Origin of the sequence: Paraburkholderia sp. GAS41, assembly GCF_050436545.1 — a bacterium.
Lineage (GTDB): Bacteria > Pseudomonadota > Gammaproteobacteria > Burkholderiales > Burkholderiaceae > Paraburkholderia.
The window spans coordinates 1-12082 of record NZ_JBNDMK010000053.1 but is presented as its reverse complement, the minus strand read 5'-3'; the positions used below and the strand labels follow the sequence as shown (position 1 = coordinate 12082).

The window sequence follows — 12082 nt, the reverse complement described above, 5'->3', positions numbered from 1 at the left end:
CAACGAGAAGGGGCGCGTTGAACGGGCAATCCGCTTTGTACGCGAGAGCTTCTTTGCCGCTCGCAGATTCACGGACCTCGACGATCTCAATGCCCGGGCGGCAATCTGGTGCGCGGGGCCCGCTGCGGAGCGACCCTGCCGCGAAGAACCCACGATCACCGTGCGCGAGGCCTTCGAACGAGAACAGCCCAGCCTGCTCGCGTTGCCGGAGAATCCGTATCCGTGTGAGCTGCTCATGGCCGTGAAGGTCGGCAAGACGCCCTACGTGCGCTTCGACCTGAACGACTATACGATCCCGTATACCCATGTGCGACGCACCCTCACGGTATGCGCTGATCCCCGGCGCGTACGCATTCTCGACGGTGGCGATCTGCTCGCCACCCATGAACGCAGTTACGATCGCGGCGCGCAGATCGAGATTGCCACGCACATCGATGCGCTCGTCGCAAGGAAGCGCGAAGCCCGTCACCATCGCGGTCTTGATCATCTGGCCCGGGCTGCGCCGGCCAGCCGGACCCTGATGCTGCACGCCGCTGAGCGCGGCGGCAATCTGGGCAATATCACCACGCACCTGCTGCGACTGCTCGACCGCTATGGGCCCGCCGAACTGCAGGCCGCGATCGAGGAAACCCTTGCCAGCGACGCGGCGCCTCATCCCAATCCGGTACGTCTGGCGCTTGAGCGCCGGCGCGAGGCACGGCAGGCCCCGCCGCCAGTCACCCTCATCCTGCCCGAACACGTGCGCAACAAGGACACGCTGGTGACACCACACCGGCTCGACATCTACGACCAGCTTGCGGGAGGCGCTGATGAACACGCCTGAGAACCTTCAGGGGCGCGCGAACGCCCTGCGTCTGTACGGACTGCTCGCGCATTGGTCCGATGTGGCCGCCGAACAGTGGGTCGCGCCGCTGTTGCAGTGGGAAGAGGATGAGCGCGCCCGCCGATCACTGGAGCGACGTATCCGCGATGCACGACTGGGCAACTTCAAGCCGCTGTGCGACTTCGACTGGAGCTGGCCCACGCGCTGCGACCGGCTTGCCGTTGAAGAGCTGATGTCGCTCGGGTTCGTCAGGGATACCGCCAACGTCGTGTTGATCGGCCCCAATGGTGTCGGCAAGTCAACCCTCGCGCTCAATCTCGCCTATCAGGCGCTCGTGCACGGTCACACCGCGCTGTTCACGACCGCCAGCGTATTGAATGCGACCTGCCTGAAGCGCAGAAGGTCTGCCCATGCTGCAGCAACTCGCTGCATCGCATGGGCGAGGAAATCAGCGAACAGCTGCATTATGAGGTGAAGGCTTCCGTGCTGCAGCACGTGCGTTTCAAATACGCGTGTCGCCACTGCGATCGCAACGCCGAACACACGCCCATCATCACCGCGCCGATGCCGGTGCAGCCACTACCGGGCAGCAACGCGAGCCCGGAAACCATTGCGGCGGTCACGATCGGCAAGTTCGTCGACGGCACGCCGCTGTACCGGATGGAGGATGTGCTCGCGCGCGTCGACATTCCCGTCTCGCGCGGCACGCTGGCGAAATGGATCATCCGCCCTGCACAATTGCACTACAGTCGGCTTTATAAGGCGCTGCATCAGACGTTGCTGTCACAGTGGCTGATCCGCGGTGACGAGACGACGACACAGGTCCTCAAGGAGGAAGGCAAGACCGCGCAGAGCAAGTCGTTCATGTGGGTCTACCGCAGCGCCGAAGAATGCGAGCAGCCAGTGGTGCTGTTTGATTACCAGCCGGGCAGAGGCGAGGAATACCCGCAGGCGTTCCTCGCCGGCTACAAAGGCATGCTGCTGAGCGACGGCTATGCCGCGTGGCGCACGCTCGAAGGCGTGACACACTTCGGATGCCTGGCGCACGCGCGCAGGCTGTTCGTCGATGCGCACAAGGGCAGCAAAAAGAAAGCAGGGGCGCTGGTTCATCAGGCGCTCGAATACTTCAGGGCGCTGTATCAGGTCGAGACGCTTGTGCGTGCGGATGTGCCGCAGAACGAGGCATGGGCAGATTACCGGTACCGGCTGCGCCAGCAACATAGTGTGCCGCTGCTGGAAGCGTTAAAAAAATGGCTGGATGAAAAGGCCCCGCTGGTATTGCCCCAGAGCCTGCTGGGCAAGGCGATCAGCTACACGCGCAACCAGTGGAAATACCTTAGTCGCTACGTCACCGATGGGCGCGTCGGGGTGGACAACAACATTCTCGAACGCGACATCAGACCGTTTGCTACTTCGAGAAAATCATGGCTGTTCAGCGATACGGTTGATGGTGCAAAGGCGAGCGCGATGGTGTTCAGCCTGATGCTCACGTGCCGGGCCTGCAACGTCGAGCGGTACGCGTACCTGCTGCACGTACTGAAGGAATTGCCGCAGCGCGCACCGGAGGCTGACGTCACGGACCTGTTGCCGTTCAACTACGCGAAACAACAAAAAACCGTGGCATCCACCGCCTGAGTCTGAGAGACATGCGATGACGCATGGGCCATTCGCCCGCGCGCCATCGAACTCACACTTACCAAAGCCAGGACATCGCTGATCGATCCCGATCGCCGCGATGCGGCCTTCCTCGACCATCTATCGCGAACGCCTCCCATTATGGTGTGCTTAAATTCGCGGTTACATATGATCAGCACGCGCGCTAGTCATGCATCTTTGCATTGTTAGCGCGTATCTACAGACGAGGTTGAGACGAGCACTATCTCGGGCCAGGTGACATTCCGGAAGGATGTGCTGCAGCATCAGGGCATCCGCCAGCCGAAAAGATTGTGGTGGATTTTCTACCTGACGAGCGGGTCGAACTCAGGGCCGTGCGGGCTGCGGGCTACGTCGGTCAACCCCGGAGCATCCTGATGGGCGGGCAAGACAAATGGTGCGAAATTGAGAATCGAGGAGATCGACAGGAAACTTGCGGCTGCGCAAGAGGAATCGCTGGCAGGCGTGGAACTGGACTTGCAGGCAGCGGTTAGCCCCGGAGGGCGGTTTTGCGCAGTCTAAAACGAAGAGCCTTTACGTTGATCTCGTCGTTGTGGCAACCGGCGGATCGATCCTACTCGAAAATTACGTGCGTAAGAGCAGCCAGAACGATCTGACGACGTCGGCGGTGCAGGTCGTTCCCGGCGTCACAACGGTGACTAACCGCGTGAGCGTGTGCGCCGAAGGGCTCTGAAGTCCATCTCTGGGGAATCGCAATCGCGGGCAGGAAGATTGACTGAATCGAGCATCCCTTTATCGAAACCTGGCGGCTACAGTGAGGATCACGGTAGTTTCACGGCCATTGCCCCCGCGTCAGAATAGTTGCCGCGCCGATAGAATCTGAAACCCGGGGGCAGTAAAGAGAGAATGAAGTGGCGCGTTACGGAAAGACATTCAAGGACAGAGCGGTCGCGCGGTTGTTGCCGCCGGAAAGCGCAGCGGTGGAAGATGTTGCGCGAGAGATCGGAGTGGGCGTAGATACACTGGAGCGCTGGCGCAGTGATGCGCTGTCCATGCCCGCTCGCGAGCGGGCATGGACAGCGGCCGCCCGTTTCGATGCGGTGTTGAGCACGGCAGCAATGGACGAGACGGCCAGGATTGTCTGGTGCCGTGAGCATGGCGTGTATCCACAGGAGTTGGCCCAGTGGCGCGCGGCGGCCACGCAGGCGCTGGCCGAGCCCGAAGAGGCCCGTGCCAGTCCCCAGCAGACGAAGCAGGACCAACGTCGCATCAAGGAACTGGAACGCGAACTGCGGCGCAAGGAGAAGGCGCTGGCTGAGGCAGCCGCACTGCTGGTTCTTTCAAAAAAACTCGGGGCGATCTTCAACACAGACAAGGGCGAGGACGAATGATCGACCTCGAAGATCGCCACCTCCTGGCCCGGGAAATCGATTCGGCAAGACGGGCTGGCGCACGGCTGCGCCTGGCCTGCGAGGTGGCCGGAATCGATGTACGAACCCTGCAACGCTGGAAGGCTCATCATGGGCTCGTCGCAGGCGACGCCCGACCCGGCGCGAGCCGCCCGCTGCCTGCGCATGCGCTGACCCGCAGGAGCGCGCGCACGTGCTGCATGTGGCTAACGAGCCGCGCTTTGCCGACATGCCGCCGGCGCGAATTGTGCCGATGCTGGCCGACGAAGGTGTGTACATCGCTAGCGAATCGACCTTTGCCCGTGTGCTGCACGAGCATGGACAGATGACGCGCCGTGGCCGTGCCAGAACGCCTTCGGGCGCCCGGCCACCGACAACACACGTGCCAACGGCACCGCGCCAGGTCTGGTGCTGGGACATGACGTTCCTGCCGGCGACGGTAACGGGTCGATGGTTTCACCTGTACCTGATCCTGGCCCTGTGCCGCAAGATCGTGGGCTGGGAAGTGCACTACAGCGACGCTGCCGAACATGCGGCTCACCTGGTGCGCCGCACGGCGCTCGCGGAAGGCATTGCAGCCCTCGAAGCCAGACCGGTGCTGCACGGCGACAACGGCGCGACGCTGAAGGGCACCACCGTGCTGGCGATGTTGCACTGGCCATGCATCAAGCCGTCGTACTCGCGACCCCGTGTCAGCGACGACAACGCCTACGCCGAGGCGCTGTTTCGCACCGAGAAGTACCGGCCGGAGTTTCCGGCCACGGGTTTCGATGATTTGAGCGCAGCCCGTACCTGGGCCGCCGGGTTCGTGCACTGGTACAACTTCGAGCATCGTCATAGCGGCATCCGCTACGTGACGCCTGCGCAGCGTCATGCCGGCGACGATCGTGCGCTTCTCGCGGCACGTCATGCACTGTATGCGAAGGCACGCGAATGCAATCCGGCCCGCTGGTCGGGCAACACGCGCAACTGGACACCAGTCGGTGCCGTGACACTCAACCCGGAACGCGACTCAGTCGTCTCCATGGCGTCGCCCGCCAAGGATAAACAGCCTTTGGCCGCATGAATAAGGCGGCAACTAGCTTGACGCGCGCCGGTTCTTCATCGGGTCCCTTTCGTGCTGAGTCGATCGTGACATCGTTACGTTGACGCATACGCGGGAATGGCCCCCTCGGCCATAGATTCGAAGAACGCTACGACAGTGTACTTGGCCGTCCAGGGGCGCTAAAAATTTAAAAAGGAGGCGGGTGCCTCCTTTGCACAAACGGTGAAATGCATCACGCGCGACACTGCGCACCAGCATCAAGAACACTTTGGGAGAAATCAGGCGGCAGTTGCGACGGAAGTCGACGATCAGAATCGAGCAATTGATCGGCACCGTAATGGTCTTTCAGCTTGTCGAAGATGCACGTGCAAACGGAAGTCTCCCCTCCTTGGTCGTGGCATCCATTCACAAAGATCTCTTCGGATTTATCAAGCTTGCTTTGGCAGGCAGACAGGGCCAACGCAACTGAGGCGGTCGCGATTACATACCAGGCTCTCATATCGCGTCAGTCCTTCGTCTTCACGAAGACGAGAATCGCGATGACTACAGCCACAAGGACAATTGCGCCAATTATTTTACCTAATGCGGGGATCATAACGACGGGCCAAATGAGACCGCGCCCTAAGTTGTAGGCGAAGCTTTTATAGTGCGTTGCCCCCAAAGATTCTCGTAGATTGCTACGAGCAACCCGATGATCAGATATCCCGTCCAAAGTGTTTATTTCATAGTCGTTCGGTTCTTTTTTGCTATGTTGATATAAGGCATCGGCCATGCCCAGCCGCATATATGCACTTCCGGAAAGGTGATCCGAGGTTCGCTGGGCGCAGCGGAACAACCGGTCCTCCCGCTATCCTGTGGCGAGAGACGCGCACGCCAAGCGCAAACATCGATGAAATGTTTGCTTTCAGCCGTCATGCAGCGCGCATCTGCGAACACTCCGCGACGTTCGACCGCCGTTCATCAAGACGGCAGTAAGAGTCAGGGGAGGTTTCTTGGCCGGAGCCGATGTCAGGTCGTGTGACGGGAAGTCAAGGGGCTCCTCGCTGCCTGAAGTCTTCCCGTCCGAATTCCCTTTCCGGCGTTCCGCTCACACTGCATTAGTAGTACAAGCGGAACACTATTGATTCCCTTACTCTCCGAGCTTCGCTGCCGCGGTCTTCAATTGTGACGTGTCGATCCCCTGAGCGCTCGCGAAGCTAATAATGTGGCCGGTATCACCGCTGAACGAGGAGACCAACGTCGGTGCTTCCTTTGCCACGTAAAGCAGGCTGCCAAGCTTGAACAGCACAGTCGGATCCATCGTGTGCATAAGCGACTGCCCGGCATTCGCAGCCTGTTTTGCGGCTGCGACCATACCAACGGAGCCCAGACCGTAAGGCACGAGTGATTTTGCGAAGATTGCCTTGCTTTCGCTGCTCAATGCTCCGCCTTGTGCAATCTTGTCTGCGATTTCCTTGTCAACCGAAATGCTGCTTTCTACGACTTTCTGCATCTGGTCCTTGCCAGTGAGATCTCCAGCGGCGAGGCTATCCCCGTTGCTCTGCGCGATCGCTGCAGCATCCTTCAGTTCAAGTGCGTTGGCCATCGCGACCTGTGCATTCGAAAGATTGCGAAGCGACGCCGAGACTGTGACCAGCAGATCGGCCTGCTGTTTGGTGAGCGAGTTGACGTCGGCGCCGGCTCCTGAACTGGCGCTACCGCTAATCCCAGGGATCGAAGGAATCCCGAACGCCATCGAAGAAGATGCATACATTGCAGCCGAGACAAGTACCAACGCTGCGGGAATAATACGTAGTTTCATGATTTGCCCTCTGTAAAAGTCGTTTTAGTGAATCTGTTTTGCATTTAACTGGTCTACCAGAGTCTTGGCAGCCGCCCTGCTTGCGAGGCTCAAGGCATTGCGTGTTGCGACGGTATCGTCTGGCCCCAACCCCGCAAACTGCACTGGTCCAACCGACGCCACCATTCGGGGCAATGGTTGTCTGATATCCCACACCTGCCCCCGAACCGAGACGTATACGCGCTTGTTACCGGACACGGGATCCGTGTCCTGAACACCCACGTCAATCGTGCCTTTCGCGAACAGGGATGCACCGCACTGCCGCGAAGCGGCGATGACAGAGCGGCGGGTTTGCCCGCTCATATCATCGCTGGCACTAAACTCGTTCATGACACTCGACCGGTCGACACCGCCGCAGTTGGCGACCACATCGTCATAAGCGGCGACTTCAAATCCCGACGTATCGAGTACATCGCTCATCGCAGCCGTGACATCCTCCGGGCTTGTCACTTCATACGTCACCTGGGTCCGCTTTCGTTCGACGGAGCCGCCAGTGGTTGTTTCTTCGGTATCCGAGCTCCGGCTACCGGTAGCCTCGGTATCGTCTTCGTCGACGGCCTTCTCAGTCGACACCTTCGAGGAATCGGTTTTCGTGACCCGGGCAACTCGCGCATCAAAAGCTTTTGCCTTGGTCGCTTCCCGGGCCAGAAAGAGGAACACCAGCGTGCTTCCGGAGCCGGTATCCTGCCGCGACGCTATCGAAGTCGAATCAAGAATTGAATCAACCGCCGTTTCGTTGACGTCCGCCCGAACCACCACATTCAGCATGTGGGTTGCAGCGTCAGCCTGCTGATCAACAACCGTTAGATCTTTTACGAACTCGTCAATATTCCCGGTGAATTTTTCCTTGTTCGCCAGGTATACCTTCATCTTCGCGTCATTGAACCTCGCGGTGTACAAATCCCATGCAGCAAGCTTCGCCGCATGTAGCGCCGCCGCATTGGACGACGCGTCGGGTGCGCTTGAAAAGAGGCTGGTCGAATAGGGGATAACGACCTTACCCCTGATCTGAGCTACGCCGGCGAACGCAATTTGCGATACCGTCATTAGCGACAACACGAGCGTTGCACCGAGGATGCGCTTTTTTGTTTTGCTTACATGCATTTGCTAACCACCTCTTTGAATCCCATCAGTTGCGTGTCGATGTCGGGCGCCCTCGTCATTTCTACGAGTACTTTCGCATCGCGGCTGGAAATCTGCTCCGCCAGCACATTGAAAAGGTTGCGCAGACTGGTTTGATAGCTCTGCCACGGATCCGGTGACACTGCCGCTGATTTGTCGAGCACAACGAAATTAAGATTCTTGAAATCTGCGTTGACGTAGGTTTTCTGCAAATCAGGTTGCTCGACCGACAAAGTGACGAAAGACCCGAAGACGTACTGGTCGCTCGCATTAGTCTGAACCTTGGTACTCCGGAAGGCCCGGACACGGATATCGATCGCAAAATCGGGTTTGGGCAAGCTCAGGTCATAGCTGTTGCCATTTGCGAAGCGGGCCACCATCTTTCCAGCAATCGCCTGTCCCGGTGTATAGGGGATCAGGCCAACATTCTGTTTCGACGCCAGGCTGTATTCGAACGTCTGTGCTACTTGGGTTGCGTAGGCGTCATTCTGCTTGAGCGCGTCAGGGATCACTGCGTCGGCTTCGGGCGCAATGGTGACGCTGCGTATGCCGAGATGTGCCGAGTAGCTCTTGCTGATCTTCGCAACCGCCAGCCTTCTAACCCACTCTGCGAAGATGTTGGCGCCGAAGCCTGGCTCAAGGTAAATCCGACGGAATACAGCCCGGTTTTCAGCGTCGGTGCGCCCGGGTGCGCCGATATCCTGGTACTGGACCATGGCCGGGAAATCGGCCACCACCGTCTTGGTATCGAAGTCAAAGACAAGGACATTTGCGATGACGCGATAGATATAGAGATCCTGCGAGCCCACCTTGTCATCTTCGATGCTTTCCTGATCGAGCGCGAAGGCGAGTGCGGTGGTGTCGCCAGAGGCCTCGTTGCCCAGTGTGTACTTCAGGTTGATATCGCTTCGGTCTAACGTCTTGAGCTGATTTCGAAGCGCGGTATCTAGGACATTGACTCCGTTTGGGTCTTTTTCATTCTGCAGCGCCTCCGCTACCGGATACCGCTGCTGATTCTGGACGTGGTTACCCGCAAAGGAGAACCCGGCGAAATACAGGTCCTGCGCTGCGGCGACAGCGGAGAAAAAGCAGATGCCCAACGAAAACGAGAGCCTGAAAAGCCGGTGTTGAGTTTTGAATTGCATGTGTCGAACCATTGAAACGAGATCAGTTGGTGTCCTGGCTATTTGCTTTTTGCAACAGCCGCCGTGCGATTGCCTCGGTGTCGTCCGATGGCGAATTCCCGGCAGACTGCGGCTCGGTCGCATCCGTGCCGCTCGACAGGCCCGCTGCGCGGCTCGTCTGCTGCGCTGACGTGTCGACACTCGGTGTGATCGTCTGCCCAACGCTGACCCTCACCTGCTCGAGCGCATCGCTCGGCGTCCGCGTTCCCTCAATGAGCGACTTGATCGGACGGAACCCCACCACCAGAACAAAAACGACCACCACGAAACCAATCAGCCTGAACATGCGCGCTCCATCCGTATCTCAGACATGGGTCAGTCAATGACGCCGTTGTCTCTCAGAAAGTTTTTTATCGGCGGCAACATCTCCGGTCCGTCTTCTTCAGGTCCGGTACGCCACGTGAGTCCCGACAGCGGAACCCGAAAGTCGAAGGTGTTCTCCCCGTCACATAGAGTGGCTGTGCTTTGAAGCCCATGAAACTCTAGCGGCGCTGTCACCGAAGGGGGGCGAACTATCCGCGCATACGCGCGATAGATTGCATCTCGCGCCGCTTGCCTTGCGACGGCAGCGTCCGTTGATGCCGTTTCCGACGCGTATCCATCCCGAAGCGCGCGCTTACCGGTGCGGAACTCGATCCATTCGCCCGTCGATTCGTTGTTGACGCGAATTTGTCCGTCGACCACTCTCGCGAAGCCCCTTTCATCGCAAATGTCCGCCGCCCTTGAATGCGCCGTTCCTGCGATGAAAAGGACTGATGTCAGCACAACCGATTTAAAAATTGTCGGCATCAGGCGTGCTTTGCTTGAAGCTGGACAACTGGCCCGGCGGCGTACGGTATGCCTCGGCGGCGCCGTCTCCGTGTCCAGCACCCGGTGCATTCACACTGGCACCCGACGGCGCAGCCGAGCGTACAGATCCTGCCTGCGACTGCGCAGCAGCGGCTTGGCTCCTGCAACTCACACCGACTTTCACGGTCACCGTTTGCTGTGCCGGATCGACCTCGCGTGAAAGCACCTGGACCCCGGACAGCACTTCCTCGGCACTCGTGCTGCTGACCGATGCCATCATTCGTGTCGCGGAGGAAACGGTGCTCTTGCCGCCGTCAGAAGTGCTTTTCTGTGCATCCTGCCGAACCGTTGCAAGCGATTCCTGAGCCTTCTGTTTGCTGCTGTAGAACTTGGCTAGCTCGTTTCGCGCCCCCATTGAGCCCTCCTGCGTCGCCGCCTGGAGGTCCGTACCTGTGTTGCCGTAGAGCGTTCCTACACCGGTGCAGACGATACGCGCATCGCACGAATCCTTCGGCGCAGCGAGATAACATCCCGGGAAGCCGCCAAGCGGCACGTCGCCAGCAGAGGCGGCTGCGCCGTTGGCCTGCTGCGCCATTGCATGTCCCGCGAAGAGAAGGCTGATGAAGACAGTTGTAGTTCTAGTGATTGTCATAGCGTGTTCTGTTTCGAAACGTTGTTGAAGGAATGTTTCAGTAGTCGGAGTTACTCTGTTCGATGGGCGCGTTGGTCTCTTTGGTGCTGGCGTCCATTCCCATCTCCGTTGACATTGACTTGAAGAGATCATCAGCAGAGGCTGCGGATCGCCAGATCTGATATTTGCGCGCCGCGACCTTGCGCGGGTCAAGTGGTTGCTGGGAATTCAGCGTCGCCTGTGAAATGCGCGGGTCGACGTAAGTGATTGTCGCTGTGCCGATTTCAGTGCTTTTAGGACCAAGCGATTCTTTGGTGTAAGGATCGATCAACGCGCCGTCGACTTCTCTGATCGAGCACTTATCTCCAACGTTAAAATAGTTCGAACCTTGGGCAATGGTGAGCACACCGCCATCGTCCCCAACGATCAATGGTGGGTAGATAGCTTGCAACAGACCGCGCGAAAGGGTTTTAGACATGGACGCGAGCCGCTTGGCGACCGGGAACGTGTCCGAGTTCTTCACCGTGAACGATTTCTGCTCTGCAAACTTGATCTGTCTGCTCGAATAATCGATTACCTGCACCGCTCCCCGTACCTGTGCGGCGCCCGCTTGCGTTGGTGGCGAATCCGTCGTCACAACGACAAGGTAATCTGGCGCGACTCCGGTCGAGACCCGGGCGAGATCCTGGATCTCGCTGCTGGACCGAATGCTGGCCAACTGACGTGCGATTGCTTCGTTCTGCCGCCGATCCAGGATGGCGAACTTGCGGCTTTCGACGAGATTGGCGGTAATTCCGTCAATCAGCGCGTCGGTGGTATCGTCCGAGGGACTATGTGAAGGAACCACGGCGAGCTTGATTCGCTTCAATTGCGCAGATTGCCTCAGCACGACGACATTGACTCTAACGGTCGATTGAAAACCTCCGTCCGCCGAAACCGTTGAGATCGGCTGCCACGACTTCACAACGCCATGCGTCGTCCGTTGTATATCGTCGTCGATCGTTCTTGATTTTTGCGTTTGCTGATCTGTTGAAGAAGTCTCTGTGGTCTTTAGCTGCTCGGAGGACGCGATGCTTTCGCCGTTGACCGAAGCCACGCCGTTCCTCACGGCATCCACAGTCGCGGCCACCGCATTCGCACCAAAGCCGGTCGAGGTCACTGATACGACGTCAAGTTGTCCTGCATGCGCCTGCAGGCAACCAGTCAGGCAATAGGTCGATACCGTCGCCAGGACGATATACCGTAAATTTCTAAGCATTGCTCAGGTTTCTTTGTTGTAGTGTTTGTTGACTGTCATACCGTTATAATATATATAACGATCACGACGGACTTCTCAGGTTCTAGATTCGTTAACGGCTGCCGTGGACAAACCTTTAACTTTTTTGTCGTTTTCGAGTCGGCCGAAAACCGTCGACGTAAGACTAGGTTGATTGGAAACTGAAAATCGCGATCAACTCAACCTGCCGGGTTATTACCGCGAGATCTAATTTTGCTGATTGAAAGAGGGCCGGAAGCGTTGCGGCTTTTGGAAGGGCGGTTTCAAGGGTGAAGCGCAACAGCGGGTTTAATGTTTAGAGCCTTGAGGTTGACTTGCTGAAGCAAGGGTCGCGGCGAAGACCTCGAAT

Annotated in this window: 10 protein-coding genes and 3 pseudogenes; 4 read left to right on the top strand and 9 right to left on the bottom strand. The window is 58.4% G+C overall.

Annotation, left to right across the window (positions count from 1 at the left end):
* The 4 genes and pseudogenes from P3T43_RS35040 to P3T43_RS35025 form a co-directional block, all read left to right on the top strand.
* A partial coding sequence (locus tag P3T43_RS35040; RefSeq protein ID WP_429285570.1) for a Mu transposase domain-containing protein occupies nucleotides 1–823 on the top strand: 823 nt, incomplete at its 5' end.
* Nucleotides 810–1190: pseudogene (locus P3T43_RS35035) on the top strand (ATP-binding protein); the annotation flags it as partial. The gene P3T43_RS35040 and the pseudogene P3T43_RS35035, both read left to right, overlap by 14 nt.
* Nucleotides 1187–2458 (top strand): annotated as a pseudogene (tnpC, locus tag P3T43_RS35030) (IS66 family transposase); the annotation flags it as partial. The pseudogenes P3T43_RS35035 and tnpC, both read left to right, overlap by 4 nt.
* Nucleotides 2459–3348: 890 nt before the next feature.
* Nucleotides 3349–4912: pseudogene (locus P3T43_RS35025) on the top strand (IS3 family transposase).
* Nucleotides 4913–5123: 211 nt separating this feature from the next.
* On the opposite strand, the gene P3T43_RS35020 reads toward P3T43_RS35025, so the two are convergent.
* The 9 genes from P3T43_RS35020 to P3T43_RS34980 form a co-directional block, all read right to left on the bottom strand.
* Nucleotides 5124–5390, bottom strand: a complete 267-nt coding sequence (locus P3T43_RS35020; protein WP_429285569.1) for a hypothetical protein — start codon at nucleotides 5388–5390, stop codon at nucleotides 5124–5126.
* Between the two features lie 6 nt (nucleotides 5391–5396).
* Nucleotides 5397–5675: a hypothetical protein gene (locus P3T43_RS35015; protein WP_429285568.1), complete on the bottom strand. Its 279-nt coding sequence runs from the start codon at nucleotides 5673–5675 to the stop codon at nucleotides 5397–5399.
* A 345-nt stretch (nucleotides 5676–6020) separates the two neighbouring features.
* On the bottom strand, nucleotides 6021–6692 hold the full coding sequence (locus P3T43_RS35010) for a hypothetical protein (protein WP_429285567.1): 672 nt from the start codon (nucleotides 6690–6692) through the stop codon (nucleotides 6021–6023).
* 24 nt (nucleotides 6693–6716) lie between these two features.
* Nucleotides 6717–7835, bottom strand: a complete 1119-nt coding sequence (locus P3T43_RS35005; RefSeq protein ID WP_429285566.1) for a hypothetical protein — start codon at nucleotides 7833–7835, stop codon at nucleotides 6717–6719.
* The gene (locus P3T43_RS35000; RefSeq protein WP_429285565.1) at nucleotides 7826–8998 is read right to left on the bottom strand and encodes a hypothetical protein; all 1173 of its coding nucleotides are present in this window, start codon (nucleotides 8996–8998) and stop codon (nucleotides 7826–7828) included. The genes P3T43_RS35005 and P3T43_RS35000 overlap by 10 nt, the downstream gene beginning before the upstream one ends.
* Before the next feature lie 22 nt (nucleotides 8999–9020).
* Nucleotides 9021–9323 (bottom strand): hypothetical protein, encoded by a 303-nt coding sequence (locus P3T43_RS34995; RefSeq protein ID WP_429285564.1) that lies wholly within the window; start codon nucleotides 9321–9323, stop codon nucleotides 9021–9023.
* A gap of 29 nt (nucleotides 9324–9352) precedes the next feature.
* Nucleotides 9353–9826, bottom strand: a complete 474-nt coding sequence (locus P3T43_RS34990; protein WP_429285563.1) for a hypothetical protein — start codon at nucleotides 9824–9826, stop codon at nucleotides 9353–9355.
* Nucleotides 9810–10478, bottom strand: coding sequence for a hypothetical protein (locus tag P3T43_RS34985; protein WP_429285562.1), 669 nt, complete (start codon nucleotides 10476–10478; stop codon nucleotides 9810–9812). Before P3T43_RS34985 ends, P3T43_RS34990 begins: the two co-directional genes overlap by 17 nt.
* A 37-nt stretch (nucleotides 10479–10515) precedes the next feature.
* Nucleotides 10516–11715, bottom strand: coding sequence for a hypothetical protein (locus tag P3T43_RS34980; RefSeq protein ID WP_429285561.1), 1200 nt, complete (start codon nucleotides 11713–11715; stop codon nucleotides 10516–10518).
* Nucleotides 11716–12082 lie beyond the last annotated feature (367 nt).